This is a genomic window from Pseudomonas sp. FP597 (genome assembly GCF_030687435.1).
GTDB lineage: Bacteria > Pseudomonadota > Gammaproteobacteria > Pseudomonadales > Pseudomonadaceae > Aquipseudomonas > Aquipseudomonas lactucae.
The window spans coordinates 4,904,894-4,926,045 of record NZ_CP117432.1; the positions used below are offsets into that span (position 1 = coordinate 4,904,894).

Here is a 21,152-nt window from a genome sequence, read left to right on the forward strand (position 1 = left end):
TCAAATATCCAATAGCGCGCGAACAATGCCCTGCAGTTTACGGGTGAGCGGGCCAACCGGCCAGCGCATCGCAGCGTACTCGCGCACCGGCCAGATGCCATAAACGCTGTTGCAGACGAAGACTTCGTCAGCCTGTCGCAACTGCTCGATGCCGATGTCGGCCACGGCCACCGGGACGCCCAGCGTTTGTGCCTGGGCCAGGATTTCGGCGCGCATCACCCCGGCAACCCCGCAACGATTCAGATCGGCGGTTAGTAACAAGCCGTTGCTTACCAGGAACAGGTTGCTGAATACACCTTCGATGACCCGTCCGGACATATCCAGCATCAGGCCTTCGGCGTGCTCGGCATCCTGCCATTCGGCGCGGGCGATCACCTGCTCCAGGCGATTGAGGTGTTTGAGACCGGCCAGCAGCGGTTGCTCGGCCAGGCGCGTGGCGCACGCAAACAGGCGGATGCCATCGGTTGCATGGGCGTGGGGATAGGTAGCGGGCGGACTGCCCTGCAAGATACGACGCACCGGCGCGCCGGGGTTGACGCCGTAACCGCGCAGGCTGTCGCCACGGGTAAGGATCAACTTGAGGACGCCGTCGCCGAGGGCGGTGGCATAGGCCAGCACTTCGTTACGGATCAGCGTTTGATCAACCACCAGAGCCAGGCGCCTGCAGCCCTCATCGAGGCGCTGCAGGTGACGATCGAGCAGTACCGGCCGGCCGCTCCTGATGGCGATGGTTTCGAACACCCCATCGCCATACGCCAGGCCGCGATCTTTCAGGGGCACGGTGTCCGCTGGCTGACCGTCGACCCAGCTGTGCATCACTCGGCGAACCGGCGGAACACCAGGGAACCGTTGGTGCCACCAAACCCGAAGGAGTTGGAGATCGCCACATCGATCGGCATCGGTTGCGCTTCGTGCGGCACGAAGTTGAGGTCGCAGCCTTCGTCCGGCTCATCCAGGTTGATGGTCGGCGGAGCGACCTGATCCTTGATGGCCATCACACTGAAGATTGCCTCGACCGCGCCCGCCGCACCTAACAGGTGGCCGGTCATGGACTTGGTGGAACTGACCGCCAGCTTGTAGGCATGCTCACCGAATACCGACTTGATGGCCTGGGCTTCCGCCAGGTCGCCGGTCGGGGTCGAGGTGCCATGCGCATTGATGTATTGCACCTGGTCCGCGTTCACCTTCGCATCGCGCAGGGCGTTGGTGATGCAACGCGCAGCACCGGCACCGTCGGACGGTGGCGAAGTCATGTGGTAGGCGTCGCCGCTCATGCCGAAGCCGATCAGCTCGGCGTAAATGGTGGCGCCACGCGCCTTGGCGTGTTCCAGCTCTTCCAGGACCAGGGCACCGGCACCGTCGGACAGCACAAAGCCATCACGGCCCTTGTCCCACGGACGGCTGGCACGCGCCGGTTCGTCGTTGCGGGTCGACAGTGCACGGGAAGCGCCAAAACCGCCCATGCCCAGGCCGCAGGCAGCCATTTCGGCGCCGCCGGCAATCATCACATCCGCTTCGTCATAGGCGATGTTGCGTGCCGCCATGCCGATGCAGTGGGTGCCCGTGGTGCACGCCGTGGCAATCGCGTAGTTAGGCCCCTGCGCGCCCAGGTGGATGGACAGGAAACCGGAAATCATATTGATGATCGAGCCGGGCACGAAGAACGGTGAAATTCGACGCGGACCGGTCTCGTGCAGGATGCGGCTGGTTTCTTCGATATTGGTCAGACCACCAATACCCGACCCCATGGCCACGCCGATGCGCTCACGGTTGGCGTCGGTGACTTCCAGCCCGGCGTTACGCACGGCCTGAAAACCGGCTGCCAGACCGTATTGAATGAACAGGTCGAGTTTGCGGGACTCTTTGATCGAGAGATATTCCTCGACATTGAACCCCTTTACCGAGCCGCCGAAACGGGTGGAATAGGCAGAAAGGTCCGTGTGTTCGATCAGACCAATACCACTGCGGCCAGCCAGAATGCCCTGCCAACTGCTCGGCACATCCGTACCCAGTGGCGACAACATACCCATACCGGTGACTACGACGCGTCTACGCGACACAGCACTCTCCTTTTTCTAATGACGACACTTTTTCATCGCCGCTAAAGAAAAAACCGCACGCCGTTACAGCAGTGCGGTTTTTCCCTGACAGCAAGCGACGACTACAAACTATTACGCCTGATGGCTGGTAACGTAGTCGATGGCAGCTTGAACAGTAGTGATTTTTTCAGCTTCTTCGTCCGGGATTTCGGTCTCGAATTCCTCTTCCAGAGCCATCACCAGCTCAACGGTGTCAAGGGAATCGGCACCCAGGTCTTCTACGAAGGAAGCCGTGTTGACCACTTCTTCTTCCTTAACGCCCAGTTGCTCGGCGACGATTTTCTTGACGCGCTCTTCGATGGTGCTCATACCTTGTTTAACTCCTAATGGACAAATTCAGGCAGCTGGCCAGTGGGTAAGTGTATAGAAAGCCATTTCAGCTTTTCAACTGAAAGCTTCACCCTGTACCCGCTCGGCCACCGGCCTATAAATTAAGTTGCAGCTTTATAACGGATTTTAGACAGCTCGTATTACATTTTTTTGAAGCGATCCGTCACAATTTAACTCATGTACATCCCGCCGTTCACCGGGATTGTAGCCCCAGTCACGTATGCCGCACCGTCGGATGCCAGGAAAGTGACCACATTCGCGATCTCTTGAGCCTGGCCCAGACGGCCCAGCGGAATCTGCGTCAGCAAGGCTTCACGCTGTGCTTGGGGCAGTTCGCGGGTCATATCGGTGTCGATGAACCCTGGGGCCACCGAGTTGACCGTAATCGACCGCGAACCGACTTCACGCGCCAGTGCCCGACTGAAACCTTCCAGACCGGCCTTGGCGGCTGCATAGTTTACTTGGCCTGCGTTGCCCATGGCACCCACTACAGAGCCAATATTGATAATTCGACCCCAACGCGCCTTGGTCATGCCGCGCAAAACGCCCTTGGACAGGCGAAACAGACTGTTCAGGTTGGTATCGACCACGTCGTACCACTCGTCGTCTTTCATGCGCATCATCAGGTTATCGCGGGTGATACCGGCGTTATTCACCAGGATCGCGGGCGCGCCAAACTGTGCAGTGATGGCAGCCAGCACGGCGGCGACGGATTCATCATTGGTCACATTCAATTCAAGACCGGTGCCTTCAACGCCGTTTTCCTTGAGGGTCGCGGCGATACGCTCGGCGCCCGAGGCGGACGTGGCGGTACCGATCACAACGGCGCCCTGACGGCCCAGTTCCAGGGCGATCGCCTGGCCAATGCCGCGGCTTGCGCCGGTAACCAATGCAACTTTACCTTGCAGACTCATGCAGGCTTCTCCTAAGTAAGGGATTCAGGCCAGTGCCGCGCGAGCGGCAGCGAAGGCTTCAGGGGTATTGAGGTTAGCGGTCGACACGCCATCGGCGCAGCGCTTGTTGAGGCCTGCCAGGACTTTGCCCGGGCCGCACTCGACCAGCTCGGTGGCGCCGTTGGCAGCCAGGGCCTGGACCGATTCAACCCAGCGCACCGGTTTGTAGAGCTGCTCCAGCAGATCACGCTTGAGGGTTTCGAGGTCGGCGGCAACGGCCGCGCTGACGTTCTGCACCAACGGGATCTGCGGCGCCTGCCAATTGATCGCAGCAATGGACTCGGCAAAGCGCTCGGCCGCCGGACGCATCAGCTCGCAGTGCGAAGGCACGCTCACCGGCAACGGCAACGCACGCTTGGCGCCACGGGCCTTGCAGCCTTCGATGGCACGCTCGACAGCTGCCTTGGCACCGGCGATCACCACCTGGCCAGGGGAATTGAAGTTCACCGCGCTGACCACTTCGCCCTGGGCCGCTTCGGCACAGGCTTCGATCACCACCGCGTCGTCCAGGCCCAGGATAGCGGCCATGCCGCCCTGCCCCGCCGGAACAGCGTCCTGCATCAGTTGGCCACGACGCTCGACCAGCTTGACCGCCTCACCCAGGGTCAGGCTACCGGCGGCAACCAGGGCGCTGTATTCGCCCAGGCTGTGACCGGCAACGAATGCCGGACGCGCACCACCTTCGGCCAGCCACAAGCGCCACAGGGCGATCGAAGCGGTCAGGATGGCCGGTTGGGTTTTATCGGTTTGATTGAGTTGCTCTTCCGGCCCTTGCTGGGTCAGCGCCCACAGGTCGTAACCCAGGGCATCGGAAGCTTCCTTGAAGGTGTCCAGGATCAGCGGGTATTGCGCGCCCAGCTCGGCCAGCATGCCGAGGGACTGCGAACCCTGCCCTGGAAAGACGAATGCGAGGGATGTAGACATTTAACAAGCCCCTAAATGATCGGGTCGTCGGAAATAGTCGCTCCCGATCTTAAAATGAATGATGGGAGCGCACGAAACTGACAGATTGGATGGTCAATTGAACTGGCCGGTCACATTTAAGCACTCTCGGGCCGATTCGCCTAAGGCAACAGGTCCTCAAGACGGCCGTGCAAGCGTTGCGGCAGGTTTTCCTGGATCTCGATCAAGGCCCGCGCAATCGCACTCTGGAAGCCTTCCACACCGGCCGCGCCATGGCTTTTCACCACAATGCCCTGCAACCCCAGGAAACTCGCACCGTTATGCCGCGCCGGGGCCAGGTCGGCCTGCAGGCGACGCATCAACGGCAGCGCCAGCAAACCGACCAGCCGCGAGGCCAGATTCCGCCTGAACAATGCCTCGATGCGCGTGGCGATCATGGTCGCCAGGCCCTCACTGGATTTGAGCAGGATATTGCCGACAAACCCGTCACACACCACCACATCGGCCTCGCCCCGGTACAAACCGTCACCTTCGACAAAACCGATGTAGTTCAAGCCTCGCGCGCCCTGCAGCAAGGTGGCGGCGAGCTTGACTTGCTGGTTGCCCTTGATGTCTTCGGTGCCGATATTGAGCAAAGCCACCCGCGGACGGGCGACACCCAGCGCTTCGGCGGCCACCGAGCCCATCACGGCAAATTGAAACAGGTGCTCGGCGCTGCAATCGACGTTCGCCCCCAGGTCCAGCAGCTGGCAATAGCCTTTCTGCGTCGGAATCGCCGCCACCATCGCCGGCCGGTCAATCCCCGGCAGTGTCTTGAGCACATGCCGCGACAACGCCATCAAGGCCCCGGTATTGCCGGCGCTGACGCAGGCTTGCACCTTGCCGTCACGCAATAATTCCAACGCCACGCGCATGGAGGAGTCGGGTTTGCCGCGCAGGGCCGTCGCCGGTTTTTCATCCATGGTGATGGTTTCGCTGGCCGGCGTAATCGTCAGGCGCGCGCGATCCACAACCGGATGGCTGGCAATCAGTGCTTCAAGAAGGGAGGGTTGACCGACGAGGGTCAGGTGCAGCGAGGGTGTTGCAGACAGGCTGGCAATGCAGGCCTGAACAATGCTGCGGGGACCGAAGTCCCCGCCCATTGCGTCAATCGCGATGACTTGAGCAGACAAGTGATTACTCGTCAGCGCCCTTGTCGATCACTTTACGGCCACGGTATACGCCTTCTGGCGATACGTGGTGACGCAGGTGAACTTCACCAGTGGTCTTTTCCACGGACAGGGTGCTAGCCTCGAGAGCGTCGTGCGAACGGCGCATGTCACGGGCGGAGCGGGATTTTTTGTTCTGCTGAACAGCCATAATTGATTAACTCCTAAACGTTTGGGTCACGCTTTAACTGCGCCAATACACTGAACGGGTTGGACCGCGTTACCTCGTCCTCGCTCGGCTCGGCCTCGTCATCGAGACCCTCCGGCTGCTGGCATTCTTCCGGATGATGAGCAGGCACAATGGGCAAGGCGAGCAAAAGCTCCTCCTCGATCAGTGCATGCAGATCCAATGGATCTTCGCCCAGTTCCAGCACGTCATAACCTTTCGGCAACGACTGGGTATTCGCACCCTCTTTCACCACAGCATAACTGCATTCGCTGTGGATCGGCAGGGTGACCAGCTCAAGACAACGCTGGCAAACCATTTTGACTTCGGTGTCGATAACGCTGTGGATTACCACAGATTTACGTTCATCTCGTTCAAAAACGAATTTGGCCTGCACCGTACCGACAGTGTCGGAAAGCGGGTCGCAGAGTCTCTCCAAATCGGCCAGCAGCACTTCACCTTGGAGGGTGGTGCCACGATCAGCCAATTTGCGCGGGTCAACGTGAGGTGGAATCGGGTCATTCAACATAGGCGCAGCATTATAGGGATGCACCCGGCCATGTCAAAGGAAATTCAGCCCTGTGCGTCAGCTGGTCGCCCCGCTAGAATCCGCAGCGGCTTTAAGGAGATGCCCATGCTGCCTTTATTACTTGCTTCCAGCTCGGTTTATCGCCGGGAATTGCTCAGCCGCCTGCACCTGCCGTTCATCTGCAGCTCGCCGGATATCGACGAAAGCCACCTGGCCAACGAGCCCGCCGAGGCGCTGGTCAGGCGCCTGGCCGAAGAGAAGGCCCGTGCGCTTGCCGCCAGCCATCCAGGGCACCTGATCATCGGCTCCGATCAGGTCGCCACACTGCAAGGCCGGATCATCGGCAAGCCTCACACCTTCGAGAACGCCCGCGAGCAACTGCTGGCGGCCAGCGGCCAGCGCGTGAGCTTCCTCACCGGGCTGGCGCTGCTCAACAGCGAGACGGGGCACTGCCAGGTCGACTGCATCCCTTTTACCGTGCATATGCGCGAGCTGGATGCGGCGCGTATCGAGCGTTACCTGCGGATCGAGCAGCCCTATGACTGCGCAGGCAGCTTCAAGGCCGAGGGGCTCGGCGTGAGCCTGTTTCAGAGCACCGAAGGCCCGGATGCGACCAGCCTCGTCGGTTTACCTCTGATTCGACTGGTGGATATGCTACTGAGCGAAGGCGTGCAGATCCCTTAAGCCCGCCCCTCCCACATTTGATCTACAGCAGGCTTGAGCTATCAGCGCAGGCTCGGACCCTGGAAGCCCATGTACAGGGCTAGCTTCTCGGCCACGCTGGCACCAAGTTTTTTGGAAAACCGATCAAACGGCGATTCCTCAACCGTGAAATCCACCAGGTCTTTTTCGCCAATCACATCCCGCGCCACCGAACTGGCACTGCCCAGGCCATCGATCAAACCCAGCGGCAATGCCTGCTCACCCGACCAGATCAGGCCGGAAAACAGCTCGGGATGCTCCTTATCCTTCAGGCGATCGCCACGGCCCTGCTTCACGCTGGCGATGAACTGGCGGTGGGTGGTATCGAGCACGCCCTGCCAAAACTGGGTTTCATCCGCCTTTTGCGGCTGGAACGGGTCCAGGAACGCCTTATGCTCGCCCGAGGTGTAGGTGCGACGCTCCACTCCCAGCTTTTCCATGGTGCCGACAAAGCCGTAACCGGCCGCCGTCACACCAATGGAGCCCACCAGACTGGCCTTGTCGGCGTAGATCTGGTCAGCGGCGCTGGCGATGTAATAGGCACCCGAGGCGCCCAGGTCGGAAATTACCGCATACAGCTTGATATCCGGGTGCAGCCCGCGCAGACGGCGAATCTCGTCATACACATAACCCGACTGCACCGGACTGCCGCCCGGGCTGTTGATACGCAGGATCACACCCTTGACCTTAGGGTCCTCGAACGCGGCACGCAGGCTGCCGACGATGTTGTCGGCGCTGGCTGGCTCCTTGTCGGCAATCACCCCACGCACCTCGATCAAGGCGGTGTAGTGGGCGCCACGGGTCGCGCTTTTTTCCATGTCCATCAGCGGACTGAACAGCGCCAGCATGAGCAACAGGTAAGTAAAGGTCAGCAGCTTGAAGAAAATTCCCCAGCGCCGTGCGCGGCGCTGCTCCTGGACGCTGGCCAGGAGAGTTTTCTCCAGCAGCTGCCAGCTTTTGCCATCACCGCTTTCAGCCTTTTCGGGCGCTTTCCAGTCGTCACTCATGTGTCATCAACCCCAGCTAATACTTATCGGGCCCGACTGAGCCAGGCCTGCAATTGCGAAAAATGATCGATCGTGACCCTGGGCTCATAAGACTGCAACGCCTCGGCAGACTGCGCCCCATAGCTGACCGCGACACTGTCCATGCCCGCGTTGCGCGCCATCATCAGGTCAAAAGACGCATCCCCCACCATCAATGCCTGGCGCGGCGACGCACCGCAATGGGCCAGGATCTGCTCCAGCATCAGAGGGTGAGGCTTGCTGGCAGTTTCATCGGCCGCACGGGTGATATCGAAATAGTCTTCCCAGCCATGCGCCTTGAGCACCCGATCCAGCCCCCGACGCGCCTTTCCAGTGGCGACCGCCAACTGATAGCCATCGGCACGAAACGCCTCCAGCGATTGCACCACACCGTCGAACAACGGCGAAGGCTCGGCCTCCAGCGCAATGTAGTGATCGGCGTAGTGCTCACGGAACGCGACCAGCTCATCGTCGGCGATCTGCGGGTATAGGGTGCGAATCGCTTCGGGCAAGCCCAGGCCGATAATGCCTTTGACCGCCAGGTCGCTGCACAACTGCAAGCCTGAGCGAGTCGACGCCACGTGCATCGACTCGACGATGCGGCCAATGGAATTGGCCAGGGTGCCGTCCCAGTCGAAAATCAGCAGTTTGTATTCAGGGTGCGACACTCAGGCGCTCCACGGTCTTGGCCCACATTTCATCGACCGGCGCCTGCAGCTTCAATTCGCCACCATCGGGCAGCGGCACGGTCAGCATGTAGGCGTGCAGGAACAGGCGCTTGCCGCCCAGATCGCGGATCTCCTTGGAGAAACCCTCGTCACCGTATTTGGTATCGCCCGCAATGCAGTGACCCGCATGCAAGGTGTGCACGCGAATCTGGTGGGTGCGCCCGGTCACCGGCTTGGCCTCGACCATCGTCGCAAAGTCACCGAAGCGGCGCAGCACTTTGAACAGGGTCAGGGCCTCTTTGCCCTCCTCGTCCACCTCAACCATGCGCTCGCCGGAACGCAGGTTGCTCTTCTGCAGCGGCGCGCGAACGCTTTTGATCGAGCTGGCCCAGTTGCCGCGCACCAGCGCCATGTAGCGCTTGTCCACGCCATCGCCACGCAGGGCGGTGTGCAAGTGGCGCAACATGCTGCGTTTCTTGGCGATCATCAGCAGGCCGGAAGTGTCACGGTCCAGGCGGTGCACAAGCTCAAGTTCCTTGGCATCGGGGCGCAACTGACGAAACGCTTCGATCACCCCGAAGTTAAGACCGCTGCCGCCGTGAACCGCAATGCCGCACGGCTTGTTGATCACGATCAACTTGTTGTCTTCGAAGACAATCGACGCTTCCAGGCGTTGCAGCAGGCCCTGGGCCAGCGGCACGGGCTCATCGCGCTCAGGCACGCGCACCGGCGGCACACGGACGATATCGCCCGCCTGCAGCTTGTACTCGGGCTTGATCCGCCCCTTGTTCACGCGCACTTCGCCTTTACGCAAGATGCGATAAATCAAGGTCTTGGGCACGCCTTTGAGCCTGGCCAGGAGAAAATTGTCGATGCGTTGGCCGGCATATTCCGGCGAGACCTCAAGCAGCTGGACGCTGGGGGTCGGGGGGGCGTTAGTCGTCATGGCGGCGATGATAACAATTTTTTATGGAATTGAAGCACTTAATCATTGCTGCTATAGTCGCGAACGCCGCCAAAAGCGGCCTGGACAGAGGACTAGCGGCAAACTGCCGGCCCTGACCATCGCAATTCATCAGGACGCGAGGCCGTCCTACGGGGCTTTGGCCACCTTGGAAGGCTCAGGATTGTAACAAGCGCAGGTGACATGAGGCCTGAAGCGAGTGCAAGAAGCAGAGTGAATACTCGTCTTTTGCGCCGATATTTACGGCCAGTTCACAAAGTGCAGTCAGCCTTGAGCCAGACCATGGCGAATGCTTCGGAAACAACGCCTGTTAAGAGCTGAGTGAGAGCGCAACCGCCCGCATTCAGTCTTGTTTAGCCATGAGCGTGGACTCCCCATTGGAGAACACGGTAAATGCCAACCCGCTGCGGATTCTGCGCGCGGCAGCACCCGAATTATCAGGGATACGTGTAGGGTGGAGATGCACAACCGTCGGACCGTGTAGCACTAGGCTTATATTTAGACGCTTCATCTCGTCCACAGTCGCCGGTTGATTCCTCCTCCTGACCTTAGCTTTTGTTGAAGTGGTGCCTTTGTCACCACCGCTAACAAGCAGGACGCGTCCGTCGCGATACCGCCCCAATTGGCGAGTTATTGCTGGACACTGGAGTGGCCAACCACTCTTGACGCACCTGACACCGACCGTGAGAAGTCGTGTGTGCCGAACGCCGTTTCCGGCAGCCCGGAAACCGACGGTACAACATGAAAAGAATGCTGATTAACGCAACTCAACCCGAAGAGTTGCGTGTTGCACTGGTAGATGGCCAACGCCTCTACGACCTGGACATCGAATCCGGTGCACGCGAGCAAAAGAAGGCCAACATCTATAAAGGCCGTATTACTCGCATCGAACCAAGCCTTGAGGCTGCCTTTGTCGATTTCGGCTCCGAGCGCCACGGCTTCCTGCCCCTCAAAGAAATCTCCCGCGAATACTTCAAGAAAGCCCCCGAAGGCCGCGTGAACATCAAGGACGTCCTGAGCGAAGGCCAGGAAGTCATCGTCCAGGTCGAAAAAGAAGAACGTGGCAACAAGGGCGCCGCCCTGACCACCTTCATCAGCCTCGCCGGTCGTTACCTGGTGCTGATGCCGAACAACCCACGTGCCGGCGGCATTTCCCGTCGCATCGAAGGCGAAGAGCGCAACGAACTGCGCGAAGCGCTGAACGGCCTGATTGCACCGGCCGACATGGGCCTGATCGTGCGCACCGCCGGCCTGGGCCGCAGCAGCGAAGAAATGCAGTGGGACCTCGACTACCTGCTGCAGCTGTGGACCGCCATCAAAGAAGCCTCGCTGGATCGTTCCGCGCCATTCCTGATCTACCAGGAAAGCAACGTGATCATCCGCGCTATCCGCGATTATCTGCGCCAGGACATCGGCGAAGTGCTGATCGACAGCGTTGAAGCCCAGGACGAAGCCCTGACCTTCATCCGCCAGGTGATGCCGCAGTACGCCAGCAAGATCAAGCTGTACGAAGACAGCGTTCCGCTGTTCAACCGTTTCCAGATCGAAAGCCAGATCGAGACCGCCTTCCAGCGCGTGGTCGAACTGCCTTCCGGCGGCTCCATCGTGATCGACCCGACCGAGGCCCTGGTGTCCATCGACATCAACTCGGCACGCGCCACGAAGGGTAGCGACATCGAAGAAACCGCCCTGCAGACCAACCTGGAAGCGGCTGAAGAAATCGCCCGCCAGCTGCGCCTGCGTGATATCGGCGGCCTGATCGTGATCGACTTCATCGACATGACCCCGGCCAAGAACCAGCGCGCCGTGGAAGAAAAAGTCCGTGAATGCCTGGAAGCCGACCGCGCCCGCGTGCAAGTCGGTCGCATCTCGCGCTTCGGCCTGCTGGAAATGTCCCGCCAGCGCCTGCGTCCATCCCTGGGCGAAAGCAGCGGCATCGTCTGCCCGCGTTGCAACGGCACCGGCATCATCCGTGACGTTGAATCGCTGTCCCTGGCGATCCTGCGCCTGATCGAAGAAGAAGCCCTGAAAGACCGCACCGCCGAGGTTCGCGCGCAAGTGCCGATCCCGGTTGCCGCGTTCCTGCTCAACGAAAAACGCAACTCGATCACCAAGATCGAACTGCGCACCCGTGCCCGTATCGTGATTCTGCCGAACGATCACCTGGAAACACCGCACTTCGAAGTGCAGCGCCTGCGTGATGACAGCCCGGAAGCCCACAGCGGCCAGTCCAGCTATGAAATCGCCGCGGCCGCCGCCGAAGTGGAAGAAGTCCAGCCAGCCGCCGCAACCCGCACCCTGGTTCGCCAGGAAGCGGCCGTGAAGACCGCACCTGCCCGTGCCAACGCACCGATGCCGGTTGAACCTGCGGCGCCGGTTGCCGCGCCGGCCGCCCTGCCTGAGCCAAGCCTGTTCAAGGGCCTGGTGAAGTCGCTGGTGAGCCTGTTCGCCACCAAGGAAGAGCCCGCAGCGCCGGTCGTGGTTGAAAAACCTGCTACCGAACGCCCGGCGCGCAACGAAGAACGTCGCAACGGTCGCCAGCAGAGCCGAAACCGCAACGGTCGTCGTGACGAAGAGCGCAAGCCGCGCGAAGAGCGTGCACCTCGCGAAGAACGCGCGCCACGTGAAGAGCGTGCACCTCGCGAAGCCCGTGAAGAGACCCCGGCCGTAGCCCGTGAAGAACGTGCACCGCGTGAAGAGCGCGCACCACGTACCCCACGCGCCCCGCGTGAAGATCGCAAGCCACGTGGCGAGCGTGAAGAACGCGTGCGTGAACTGCGCGAGCCGCTGGACGCAGCGCCAGCTGTTGCCGCTGCCGCCGCCGTGGCCACCGAAGAACGCCCGGCTCGCCAGCCGCGTGAAGAACGTGCGCCACGCGAGGAACGCCAACCACGCGCTCCGCGTGAAGAGCGTCAACCACGCGCAGAGCAAGCCGCTGCCGCCAGCGAAGAAGAAGTACTGACCGGCGAAGAGCAACTGCAGGAAGACGGGCAGGAAGGCGCCGAAGGCGATCGTCCACGCCGCCGCTCCCGTGGCCAGCGTCGTCGCAGCAACCGTCGTGAGCGTCAGCGTGATGCCAACGGCAATGTGATCGAAGGTTCGGAAGAAGCCGGCGAGAGCGCAGAAACTCAAGCCAACGAACCGACTGGCGCCGAACTGGCTGCCGGCCTGGCCGTGACCGCCGCCGTTGCCAGCTCGGTCATCAGCGCACCTGCCGAAGCCCAGGCTCACGAGCAGGCTGAACGCGCCACTGCGGCTGTCGAAGAAAGCGCCGTTGTCGAAACACCTGCCGCCCAAACCCCAGAGGTTGAAGCGCCGGCTGTTGAAGCGCCAGTCGTGGAAGCACCGGTTGTCGAGGCCACTACCCCAATCGAAGCCCCAGTGGTTCCGGATGTGGAAGTGACCCAGGCGCCTGAAGCGCAACCGGAAGTGGAAGTGGCCGCTGCTGAACCGGCCCCTGTGGTTGAGCCTCAGCCAGTGGTGGAAGCCGTTGTGGAAGCAGAAGCGGCCCCGCAAGTGCGAGAAGTTCGTGAAGAACAGACCGCCTTCCAATGGACTGCCGAACCCACCGCTCCGGTTGAAGCGCCCGCCCCTGCCCCTGTGGTAGAAGAAGCGCCAACACCGGTTGTTGATGTCGTGGTTGCCGAACCTGCGCCAGTGGTTGAGCCGGCTCCGGTCGTTGAACCAGTGCCTGTGGTTGAAGCGCCGGTGGTTGCCGAAGTTGTCGCGCCAGTGGTTGAAGCCGCACCGGCCAGCGCCCTGACCGAAAACGGTCGCGCACCGAACGACCCACGTGAAGTGCGTCGTCGTCGCAAGGAAGCTGAAGCCGCGGCTGCAGCTGCTGCACAGGAAACAGAAGCTCGAGACTAAACCCCTCGTGTGATTCCAGCAGTGACTAAAAAGCCCCGCCTGAGTGATCAGGCGGGGCTTTTTCTTGCAAAAAATTCAAACACACCGTCCCTCCCCCCATTCAGTCCGCGCTGAACGCCAACCGCCGCGGCACATCCACATCCCACAGCACGCCGGGATCATCCACCTGCACGTCCCGCACCTGCGCCTGTGAAAACAAAGGCTTCGCGCCACGATCCCCGGTCAACGCCATCAACTTCGGCCCCAATACACGACCGAAAGCCACCGGATGCCCATACTGCCCGGCATACACCGGCACGGTGATGTCTGCCGGATCGGCCAGCACACGCTCGATGGTCGAGGATCGAATAAACGGCATATCCCCCAGCAGCACCAGCCAGCCGTCTGCCGAAGCACTGGCCGCAACGGCTGCGGCGATGCTGTGGCCCATACCGGCCGATTCCAGCAGCAGAACCTGGCAACCATGCACCTGGGCCAATCGAATCACCTCCAGGCGCTCCGGCGAGGTCACCAACCACCGCTGCACGATACTGCCCGGCAGATTCACCAGCACCTGTTCGATCACCGGCCGCGTCACGCCGTCCCGACCTACGCAGGGCGCGAGCAATTTATCCTGATCAGCCCCCGCCTCGGCACGAAACCGGCTCCCCTGCCCCGCCGCCAGCACAATCGCCGTCACCGTCACTCAGCAGCTACCGGCAGCGGCTTTTTCTGCATTGGCGCGACGCCGTTTTTGATCGCGACGATTTCCGCCATCAACGACAACGCAATCTCCGCCGGCGTATGGCTGCCGATATGCAAGCCAATCGGCCCATGCAAACGTGCAATCGCCTCGGCTGACAACCCCAGCGCGGCCAGGGTTTGCCGGCGTTTCTGGGTATTGACCCGCGACCCCAGCGCGCCAATGTAGAAAGCCCTGGAATTCAACGCCGTCAACAACGCCATATCGTCCAGGCGCGGGTCGTGGGTCAGGCAGACGATGGCCGTGCGTTCATCGGTCTGGACCGTGAGCACCGCTTCATCGGGCATGCCCGGCACGAAGCGGCCGTGCTGTTCTTCCCAGCCGTAGACGAACTCTTCGCGTGGATCACAGATAAGCACTTCGAAATCCAGCAGGCGCGCCATCTCCGCCACGTAACGCGACAGCTGCCCCGCACCGATCAACAGCAGGCGCCAGCGTGGGCCATAGATGGCACGCAGGCGCTCACCGTCGAAGCTCACCACATCGGTCTTGCTTGCGTCGCTCAGCGTCACCTCGCCCGTGGCCAGGTTCAGCTCACGCGCGACGACCTGATGATTCTCACAGCGCGCCAGCAGCGCCTCGACCCAAGCCCAATCGTCCACACGCTCTTCGGTCAGGCGCAGGGTGCCGCCGCAGGGCAGGCCAAACCGCGCCGCCTCATCACGCGTTACGCCGTAGGTCACCAGTTGCACGGGCGGGCCGTCAGCGGGCAAGCGGCCATCCTGCAGTCGGGCAATCAAGTCATCTTCGATGCAACCGCCCGACACCGAGCCGATCACCACGCCGTCACCGCGCAGGGCCAGCATCGCTCCCGGCGGGCGCGGCGCGCTGCCCCAGGTCTGCACCACGCTGTACAACATCACACGCTGCCCGGCGCGACGCCATTCCAGCACGCTGCGCAGGACATTCAGATCCACACTGTCCATCAGGCCTCCCACAAGCAATGTCGTGCCCACTGTAAACCAAAAAAAACCCAAGTTCCCCGCCACAAAAGCAAACGCCCCGAACCAGTCGGGGCGTTTGCGGATAACTGTCAGCGTGCATTCACGCCATCAGCGACTTACTTGACAGTAGGTGCAGGGCCTTCGGCCACGCCCAGGTCGTCGATTTCGCGGGTTTCGGAGATACCGGTACCGCCGGACGCCAGCTCGCTTTGCAGCTTGTCGGTGTCCAGTTCCTTGACCCACTTGGCCACAACGATGGTGGCAACGGCGTTACCCACCAGGTTGGTCAGCGCACGGGCCTCGGACATGAAACGGTCGATACCCAGGATCAGCGCCAGACCGGCAACCGGCAGGTGGCCGACAGCCGACAGGGTCGCAGCCAGTACGATGAAACCACTGCCGGTCACGCCAGCAGCGCCTTTGGAGGACAGCAGCAGCACCAGCAGCAGCGTGATCTGGTGGGTGATGTCCATGTGGGTGTCAGTGGCCTGAGCGATGAACACGGCCGCCATGGTCAGGTAGATCGAGGTACCGTCGAGGTTGAACGAGTAGCCGGTCGGAATGACCAGGCCGACGACGGATTTTTTCGCGCCCAGACGCTCCATCTTGATCAGCATGCGTGGCAGTGCGGATTCCGAAGACGAAGTCCCCAGCACGATCAGCAGCTCTTCACGGATGTAGCGGATCAGCTTCAACACGCTGAAGCCATGCGCGCGGCAGATGGCGCCAAGCACCACGACCACGAACAGAATGCAGGTGATGTAGAAGCAGATCATCAGCTGGCCCAGCTGCACCAGCGAACCCACACCGTAGGCACCGATGGTGAACGCCATGGCACCCAGGGCACCGATCGGCGCGAGCTTCATGATCATGTTGATGATGTTGAACATCACGTGGGCGAAGCGATCGATGAAGTCCAGCACCGGCTTGCCGTAGGCGCCCAGGCGGTGCAGGGCGAAACCGAAGATCACCGAGAACATCAACACTTGCAGGATATCGCCGTTGGCGAACGCGCCGACGATGGTGTTAGGGATCACATTGAGGATAAAGCCGACGATGCTCTGGTCTTTACCGGCGGTCACGTAGGCCGCGACTTTGGAGGCGTCCAGGGTCGCCACATCGATGTGCATGCCGGCGCCCGGTTGCACGACGTTCACGACAACCAGGCCGATCAGCAGGGCAATGGTGGACACGATTTCGAAGTAGAGCAGCGCGTAGCCGCCGGTTTTGCCCACCGATTTCATGCTTTGCATGCCGGCGATGCCGCTGACAACGGTGCAGAAGATGATCGGGGCGATGACCATTTTGATCAGTTTGATAAACCCGTCACCCAGCGGCTTGAGAGCCACGCCGGTCTGGGGGTAGAAGTGACCGAGCAAAATACCGATAACGATTGCGACGATCACCTGGAAATACAGGGATTTGTAGAGTGGCTGACGAGTCGTCATTGCAAAGTTCCTCAATCGTCCCGTGTGGCAAATATCCGCCATTGCCCACGACACTTGAATTGCGAACCCTCCTGCACTGGAGGGATTTGTTGTTTGCGAGGACTGTGCTCCAGGCCTGCGCTGTAGTCCTTATCGCAAACGTCGTGCCACTTTGCGCAAAAGCGCTAAAGGCCTTTAGACATCAGGGTTGGCGGTTTCCAGGCGCCCTCCCATGCGCCAAGTCAGGTGGCGGATTTCCGCCCACTTACCCAATCCCGTCCTACAATTTGGCGGATATCCGCCTTGTCGCCCGCTCCCGCTGGTGACTACCATCCGCCACTTCATGGACCGGGGGCCTCGCATGCGTGAACGTACCATCGCCAGTCACTATGCCCGAGCCGCACTCGGCGGTGCGCGTCGGGCCGGTTACGATGCTTCGGGCCTGTTGCAACAGGTGGGCATCACACCGGAACTGCTGGCCGAACCCCGCGCCCGCATCGCTCCGGAACAATTTACCCGGCTGCTGCAACTGCTCTGGCTGGGGCTGGACGACGAATACATGGGGTTCGCCGATGGCCCGAGCAAACGCGGCACCTTCGCCATGATGTGCCACGCGCTGATCCACTGCCGCACCCTGGAGAAAGCACTGGAGCGCGGCTTGTTATTTTATAGCCTATTCCCGCAAGGCCCGCGCTGGCAGCTGACACGCGAAGGCGATATGGCCCGCCTGAGCCTGGATGACTCGCCATTGTGGGACCCGGACCACTTCCTCAGCGAATGCCTGCTGGTGATCTGGCATCGCCTGGGCAGTTGGTTGATCGGCCAGCGCATCCGTCTGCACCAGGCCACGTTCAGTTACCCGATGCCGGCCCACGCCAGTGAATATGACCTGCTGTTTCCCTGCACCCTGGTGTTCGGTGCGCCGGACACCAGCCTTGTGTTTCCCGCGCGCTACCTGAGCCTGCCGCTGTTGCAGGATGAACGCACCCTCAAGCACTTCCTCGAACGCTCCCCCGCCGACTTGCTCGCGCGCCCGGACGAAGGCGACAGCTTGAGCAGCCAGATACGCCGCTTGCTCAGCCGCGACCACACGCCCTGGCCGGACCTGGAAGCCATCGCCCAGCACCTTCATATCAGCCCGCAGACCCTGCGACGACATTTGCGCGAAGAAGGCAGCAGTTTTCAGGCGCTCAAGGATGAGCTGCGGCGAGATATCGCCATCTATCATTTGGGCCGTGCGCACGTGTCACTGCAGGCCATCGCCGAGCAGTTGGGATTTTCCGAGCCGTCAGCGTTTCATCGGGCGTTCAAGAAGTGGACGGGGCTGACGCCGGGAGCCTACAGAGCGCAGGAGCGTTAAAGATGTGTCGTCTGGCCGGGCCTCATCGGGGGCAAGCCCCCGATGAGACCATTACAGCCAATAAGGATCAAACAGCCGGAAAATGAATCCTGAACGCCGCCCCACCCAAAGGTGAATCCCCCAGGGTCAGCCGTGCCCCGTAGCTTTCGATAATATCCTTGACCACCGCCAGCCCGATCCCTTGCCCTGGATGCTGACGGTCCAGCCGCTCACCGCGCTGCAGAATCCGCGCGCGCTGATCCGGCGGTACGCCGGGGCCGTCATCCTCGATGCACAACTCGATGCCTTCAAGGTTTTCCACCAGGCTGACGCGCACTTCGCTCAGGCACAGGCGGTAGGCGTTTTCCAGCAGGTTGCCGAGCAATTCGAGCAAGGCGCCCTTCTCGATCGGCACATCACATTCCTGCGGCAAGTCAAAAAACACCGAAACGCCCTTGTCGCGGTACACCTTGTCCAGCGTATCGCACAGGCTTTGCACCACCGGTTCCAGGCGCACCTGGTGGCGCACCAGGCCGCTTTTGCGCAGGCTGGCACGCTGCAACTGGTAGCTGATCTGCTGGCTCATGCGTTCGATCTGCGCTTGCAGCACCCACGCCTGATCGCGGTCTTCGGGGCGCTGGGCCATGTCTTCGCTCACGCCCTGCAACACGGCAAGCGGGGTTTTCAGGCTGTGGGCCAGGTCGTCGAGGGAGTCGCGGTAGCGCGCCCGTTGTTCACGCTCGCTGTGCAACAGGCGGTTGAGGGAACCGGTGAGGCGCAGCAATTCACGAGGATGTTGCTCGGAGAGACTTTCACGGGTCCCTCCCTCGATCTGGTCCAGCTCCTGGCTCAAACGCCGCAGGGCTTGCAGCCCCCAGGTCAGGCCCAGCCACAGCAAGGTCAGCAGCACCAGCAACGCCGCGCCGAAACCCAAATAGAGGTTTTCGCGCAGGCCTTCGAGGGTCAATTGGTATTCGCGCACCGGTTGCAGGGCCACGATGCTGAATGCAGCGCTCTTGCCGCCGAGCAACCGCACCTCGACGTCATAGACGAAGAATTCCTGACCGTCGGCCTCACGGATTCGCGCAAACTCATTGCCGCGACCGTCATAGCGCGGTTTGTAGTTGATGTTTTCTTCACGGGTCGCGCGCGAGCGCCACACCAAGTGCCCTTCACGGTCGTAGATATAACCGAGCAGCCGGCTGTCGGCGAGGTTGAAGCGCTCGTCCGGCAATTGCGCCGGCATCAGCAGGCGGTTGTTTTCGACCCGTGCGGCGGAAATCAGGGTGGTCACGTCCGACGCCAGGCGCTGCTCGATGGAATCCTGCAGCGCCAGGCTGAACGCGCCTTGCATCGCGGGCAACAAGCCCAGCATAAACAGCACGGCCAGGGTGGCGGCCGCCAGCATCAAGCGCACGCGTAACGAGCGAATCAACGGCAGCGCTCATTGAACAGGTAGCCCAGGCCGCGCACGGTGTCGATCGGCTTGAACCCGGACGGCCCCTCCAGCTTGCGACGCAGGCGGCCGACCAGTACTTCAATGACATTCGGATCACGCTCGTCGTCATCGGGGTAGAGCTGCTCCATCAAGCGGTCCTTGGCGACGACCTGCTGATGATGGCGCATCAGGTATTCAAGGATGCGGTATTCGTAGGCTGTCAACGCCAGCGGCTCTTCGTCGAGGGACGCCTGCTTGCGGTTGAGGTCCAGCAGCAACGGCCCGGCGACGATGGTCGACTGGGTGAAACCGCTGGAGCGACGCAGCAAGGCGTTCATCCGCGCCTCCAGCTCTTCGAACTGGAACGGCTTGACCACATAGTCGTCGGCGCCGGCGGCCAGGCCCTCAACCTTGTCCTGCCAGTTACCGCGCGCGGTGAGGATCAGGATCGGGAACGTCTTGGCCTGGGTGCGCAACTGGCGGATCAGGTCCAGGCCGCCCATGCCGGGCAGGCCCAGGTCGATGATCGCCAGGTCGTGGTTGAATTGGCCGGTCTGGTACAGGGCCTCTTCGGCATTGGCCACGGCCTCGACCACATGGCCGCTGTCGGTCAGGCGGGTAAACAGGTGATGACGCAGCAGCGCCTCATCTTCCACCACCAGCAATTTCATAAGGCTCTCCAAAGCAGATCAACTGTCCGACAGAGGGACATCATAGCGGCCCTGCAGGTCTTGCGGGCGCAGTTTAATGCCATTGAACTGACCCGTCAGGTGTTCATAACCGACGCGGTAGGTTGGCTGCGAGGTCGTGAGACCCAGGGATTGACCCCAAGGCATGGACTGACTGCCAGCATCTTCGAAGCTCACACGCTGGATCAGGCTACTGGTTTTCTTGGTTTTCTCCCTGCCGAACTCGGCGAAGGCACCTTCCGAGGCCTGGGCCCCGGCGGTGGCGCTGAGCAGGGTCAAGGCCAACATCAGCTTTTTGATCGCAGTCATGGTGTGTTACCTCATACGCGTTTGGGCTGTTGCGACCAGCCTACGCAAACGCCCCTGAACTCCCCCTGAACGGGCGCCCAAGCGCTGTGGGCTATCCGCAGGCGCCTCAACTCGGCAAAATACCGCCCATGACGCCCCTACCCGCTTGCTGCACCCCACTCGACGCCCACTGGCCATTGCCCGAACCTTTGCCTGGCACAGTGTTTCTCAGCACCCGCTTCGACCCGGTTTTATTAACCGCGGGGGACTTCCAGCGCAGCGCCGTGCCGCCACCGGCCAGCATCCAGCGCTCGGTGGCCAAGCGTCAGGCCGAGTTTCTCGCCGGCCGAGTCTGTGCTCGCGCGGCACTGCAACAGCTCGATCACCTGGACTGCATCCCCGCGATCGGCGAAGACCGTGCACCGGTGTGGCCCTTGCACATCAGTGGTTCGATCACCCACAGCACCGGGCATGCCGCCGCGATTGTCGGGCACAAGGCGCAGTGGCGCGGGCTGGGGATGGACCTTGAAAATGTACTGACACTGGAACGGGCGGAGCGCCTGGCCGGCGAAATCCTCACCGCCGATGAGCTGCTGCGCATGGCCTGCGTGCCGCGTGAGCAGATCGCGCGGCTGGTGACGTTGACGTTTTCGGTCAAGGAAAGCCTGTTCAAGGCGCTGTATCCGATTGTGCGGAAGCGCTTTTACTTTGAGCATGCCGAGGTGCTGGAGTGGTCCGACACCGGTCACGTGCGGTTGCGGTTGCTGACGGACCTGTCTGCCGAGTGGTGCCATGGCAAGGAGTTGGTGGGGCAGTTTGCGGTGGATGGGGAGCAGTTGTTGAGCCTGGTGGCGGTCGGTGCTTGATA

At 61.5% G+C, this 21,152-nt stretch carries 21 protein-coding genes; 4 read left to right on the forward strand and 17 right to left on the reverse strand.

Annotated features, from left to right (window positions below; translation table 11 throughout):
- The 8 genes from pabC to PSH66_RS22400 form a co-directional block, all read right to left on the reverse strand.
- Nucleotides 1–816, reverse strand: a complete 816-nt coding sequence (gene pabC, locus PSH66_RS22365) for an aminodeoxychorismate lyase (RefSeq protein WP_141063276.1) — start codon at nucleotides 814–816, stop codon at nucleotides 1–3.
- Nucleotides 816–2,060 (reverse strand): beta-ketoacyl-ACP synthase II, encoded by a 1,245-nt coding sequence (fabF, locus tag PSH66_RS22370; protein ID WP_003175606.1) that lies wholly within the window; start codon nucleotides 2,058–2,060, stop codon nucleotides 816–818. Before fabF ends, pabC begins: the two co-directional genes overlap by 1 nt.
- 111 nt (nucleotides 2,061–2,171) lie before the next feature.
- Nucleotides 2,172–2,408, reverse strand: a complete 237-nt coding sequence (gene acpP / locus PSH66_RS22375) for an acyl carrier protein (protein WP_003175607.1) — start codon at nucleotides 2,406–2,408, stop codon at nucleotides 2,172–2,174.
- A gap of 191 nt (nucleotides 2,409–2,599) precedes the next feature.
- Nucleotides 2,600–3,343 carry a 3-oxoacyl-ACP reductase FabG gene (gene fabG, locus PSH66_RS22380; RefSeq protein ID WP_003175608.1) on the reverse strand — a complete coding sequence of 248 codons (744 nt, stop codon included), beginning with the start codon at nucleotides 3,341–3,343 and terminating at the stop codon, nucleotides 2,600–2,602.
- A gap of 24 nt (nucleotides 3,344–3,367) precedes the next feature.
- Nucleotides 3,368–4,306: an ACP S-malonyltransferase gene (gene fabD, locus PSH66_RS22385; RefSeq protein ID WP_003175609.1), complete on the reverse strand. Its 939-nt coding sequence runs from the start codon at nucleotides 4,304–4,306 to the stop codon at nucleotides 3,368–3,370.
- Nucleotides 4,307–4,446: 140 nt separating this feature from the next.
- Nucleotides 4,447–5,457, reverse strand: a complete 1,011-nt coding sequence (gene plsX / locus PSH66_RS22390; protein ID WP_078734341.1) for a phosphate acyltransferase PlsX — start codon at nucleotides 5,455–5,457, stop codon at nucleotides 4,447–4,449.
- 4 nt (nucleotides 5,458–5,461) lie between these two features.
- Entirely contained in the window at nucleotides 5,462–5,644 is a 183-nt protein-coding gene (rpmF, locus tag PSH66_RS22395; RefSeq protein ID WP_003179396.1) for a 50S ribosomal protein L32, read from the reverse strand.
- Nucleotides 5,645–5,657: 13 nt separating this feature from the next.
- Nucleotides 5,658–6,188: a YceD family protein gene (locus tag PSH66_RS22400; RefSeq protein WP_003175611.1), complete on the reverse strand. Its 531-nt coding sequence runs from the start codon at nucleotides 6,186–6,188 to the stop codon at nucleotides 5,658–5,660.
- A gap of 105 nt (nucleotides 6,189–6,293) precedes the next feature.
- Here PSH66_RS22400 and PSH66_RS22405 point away from each other — a divergent pair, with 105 nt between their 5' ends.
- Nucleotides 6,294–6,872 (forward strand): nucleoside triphosphate pyrophosphatase, encoded by a 579-nt coding sequence (locus PSH66_RS22405; RefSeq protein WP_003175612.1) that lies wholly within the window; start codon nucleotides 6,294–6,296, stop codon nucleotides 6,870–6,872.
- Nucleotides 6,873–6,913: 41 nt separating this feature from the next.
- On the opposite strand, the gene PSH66_RS22410 is transcribed toward PSH66_RS22405, so the two are convergent.
- The 3 genes from PSH66_RS22410 to rluC are packed head-to-tail and all read right to left on the reverse strand — an operon-like array spanning nucleotide 6,914 to nucleotide 9,529.
- The gene (locus PSH66_RS22410; protein WP_003175613.1) at nucleotides 6,914–7,897 is read right to left on the reverse strand and encodes a S49 family peptidase; all 984 of its coding nucleotides are present in this window, start codon (nucleotides 7,895–7,897) and stop codon (nucleotides 6,914–6,916) included.
- A gap of 23 nt (nucleotides 7,898–7,920) precedes the next feature.
- Nucleotides 7,921–8,583 carry an HAD-IA family hydrolase gene (locus PSH66_RS22415; RefSeq protein WP_003175614.1) on the reverse strand — a complete coding sequence of 221 codons (663 nt, stop codon included), beginning with the start codon at nucleotides 8,581–8,583 and terminating at the stop codon, nucleotides 7,921–7,923.
- Nucleotides 8,570–9,529 carry a 23S rRNA pseudouridine(955/2504/2580) synthase RluC gene (gene rluC / locus PSH66_RS22420; RefSeq protein WP_305427680.1) on the reverse strand — a complete coding sequence of 320 codons (960 nt, stop codon included), beginning with the start codon at nucleotides 9,527–9,529 and terminating at the stop codon, nucleotides 8,570–8,572. Before rluC ends, PSH66_RS22415 begins: the two co-directional genes overlap by 14 nt.
- A gap of 759 nt (nucleotides 9,530–10,288) precedes the next feature.
- Here rluC and rne point away from each other — a divergent pair.
- A complete protein-coding gene (rne, locus tag PSH66_RS22425) occupies nucleotides 10,289–13,417 on the forward strand; it encodes a ribonuclease E (RefSeq protein ID WP_305427681.1) in 3,129 nt (1,042 codons plus the stop codon).
- A gap of 100 nt (nucleotides 13,418–13,517) precedes the next feature.
- On the opposite strand, the gene PSH66_RS22430 is transcribed toward rne, so the two are convergent.
- From PSH66_RS22430 to PSH66_RS22440, 3 genes are all read right to left on the reverse strand, one after another.
- Nucleotides 13,518–14,102 carry an NTP transferase domain-containing protein gene (locus PSH66_RS22430; protein ID WP_003175617.1) on the reverse strand — a complete coding sequence of 195 codons (585 nt, stop codon included), beginning with the start codon at nucleotides 14,100–14,102 and terminating at the stop codon, nucleotides 13,518–13,520.
- A complete protein-coding gene (locus PSH66_RS22435; RefSeq protein ID WP_003175618.1) occupies nucleotides 14,099–15,085 on the reverse strand; it encodes an XdhC family protein in 987 nt (328 codons plus the stop codon). Before PSH66_RS22435 ends, PSH66_RS22430 begins: the two co-directional genes overlap by 4 nt.
- A 134-nt stretch (nucleotides 15,086–15,219) precedes the next feature.
- The gene (locus PSH66_RS22440; protein WP_003175619.1) at nucleotides 15,220–16,551 is read right to left on the reverse strand and encodes a dicarboxylate/amino acid:cation symporter; all 1,332 of its coding nucleotides are present in this window, start codon (nucleotides 16,549–16,551) and stop codon (nucleotides 15,220–15,222) included.
- 340 nt (nucleotides 16,552–16,891) lie between these two features.
- Here PSH66_RS22440 and PSH66_RS22445 point away from each other — a divergent pair, with 340 nt between their 5' ends.
- The gene (locus PSH66_RS22445) at nucleotides 16,892–17,890 is read left to right on the forward strand and encodes an AraC family transcriptional regulator (RefSeq protein ID WP_042945162.1); all 999 of its coding nucleotides are present in this window, start codon (nucleotides 16,892–16,894) and stop codon (nucleotides 17,888–17,890) included.
- Between the two features lie 67 nt (nucleotides 17,891–17,957).
- Here the strand turns inward: PSH66_RS22445 and PSH66_RS22450 are convergent, their stop codons facing one another.
- Genes PSH66_RS22450 through PSH66_RS22460 form a run of 3 tightly spaced genes read right to left on the reverse strand, consistent with a single transcriptional unit; the run spans nucleotide 17,958 to nucleotide 20,305 of the window.
- Nucleotides 17,958–19,304 (reverse strand): ATP-binding protein, encoded by a 1,347-nt coding sequence (locus tag PSH66_RS22450; protein WP_003175621.1) that lies wholly within the window; start codon nucleotides 19,302–19,304, stop codon nucleotides 17,958–17,960.
- Nucleotides 19,301–19,978 carry a response regulator gene (locus PSH66_RS22455; protein WP_003175622.1) on the reverse strand — a complete coding sequence of 226 codons (678 nt, stop codon included), beginning with the start codon at nucleotides 19,976–19,978 and terminating at the stop codon, nucleotides 19,301–19,303. The genes PSH66_RS22450 and PSH66_RS22455 overlap by 4 nt, the downstream gene beginning before the upstream one ends.
- Before the next feature lie 18 nt (nucleotides 19,979–19,996).
- On the reverse strand, nucleotides 19,997–20,305 hold the full coding sequence (locus PSH66_RS22460; protein WP_003175623.1) for a hypothetical protein: 309 nt from the start codon (nucleotides 20,303–20,305) through the stop codon (nucleotides 19,997–19,999).
- A 128-nt stretch (nucleotides 20,306–20,433) separates the two neighbouring features.
- Between PSH66_RS22460 and PSH66_RS22465 the strand changes: the two genes are divergently transcribed.
- Complete coding sequence (locus PSH66_RS22465; RefSeq protein ID WP_003175624.1) at nucleotides 20,434–21,150, forward strand: 4'-phosphopantetheinyl transferase; 717 nt, start codon at nucleotides 20,434–20,436, stop codon at nucleotides 21,148–21,150.
- Nucleotides 21,151–21,152 lie beyond the last annotated feature (2 nt).

Coding starts and splice junctions, on each gene's coding strand:
- PSH66_RS22435 (WP_003175618.1), bottom strand. CDS start 15,085: ATGGACAGTGTGGATCTGAATGTCCTGCGCAGCGTGCTGGAATGGCGT.
- PSH66_RS22440 (WP_003175619.1), bottom strand. CDS start 16,551: ATGACGACTCGTCAGCCACTCTACAAATCCCTGTATTTCCAGGTGATC.
- acpP (WP_003175607.1), bottom strand. CDS start 2,408: ATGAGCACCATCGAAGAGCGCGTCAAGAAAATCGTCGCCGAGCAACTG.
- PSH66_RS22465 (WP_003175624.1), top strand. CDS start 20,434: ATGACGCCCCTACCCGCTTGCTGCACCCCACTCGACGCCCACTGGCCA.
- rne (WP_305427681.1), top strand. CDS start 10,289: ATGAAAAGAATGCTGATTAACGCAACTCAACCCGAAGAGTTGCGTGTT.
- fabG (WP_003175608.1), bottom strand. CDS start 3,343: ATGAGTCTGCAAGGTAAAGTTGCATTGGTTACCGGCGCAAGCCGCGGC.
- PSH66_RS22455 (WP_003175622.1), bottom strand. CDS start 19,978: ATGAAATTGCTGGTGGTGGAAGATGAGGCGCTGCTGCGTCATCACCTG.
- pabC (WP_141063276.1), bottom strand. CDS start 816: ATGCACAGCTGGGTCGACGGTCAGCCAGCGGACACCGTGCCCCTGAAA.
- rluC (WP_305427680.1), bottom strand. CDS start 9,529: ATGACGACTAACGCCCCCCCGACCCCCAGCGTCCAGCTGCTTGAGGTC.
- rpmF (WP_003179396.1), bottom strand. CDS start 5,644: ATGGCTGTTCAGCAGAACAAAAAATCCCGCTCCGCCCGTGACATGCGC.
- PSH66_RS22405 (WP_003175612.1), top strand. CDS start 6,294: ATGCTGCCTTTATTACTTGCTTCCAGCTCGGTTTATCGCCGGGAATTG.
- PSH66_RS22445 (WP_042945162.1), top strand. CDS start 16,892: ATGCGTGAACGTACCATCGCCAGTCACTATGCCCGAGCCGCACTCGGC.
- PSH66_RS22400 (WP_003175611.1), bottom strand. CDS start 6,188: ATGTTGAATGACCCGATTCCACCTCACGTTGACCCGCGCAAATTGGCT.
- PSH66_RS22460 (WP_003175623.1), bottom strand. CDS start 20,305: ATGACTGCGATCAAAAAGCTGATGTTGGCCTTGACCCTGCTCAGCGCC.
- PSH66_RS22410 (WP_003175613.1), bottom strand. CDS start 7,897: ATGAGTGACGACTGGAAAGCGCCCGAAAAGGCTGAAAGCGGTGATGGC.
- fabD (WP_003175609.1), bottom strand. CDS start 4,306: ATGTCTACATCCCTCGCATTCGTCTTTCCAGGGCAGGGTTCGCAGTCC.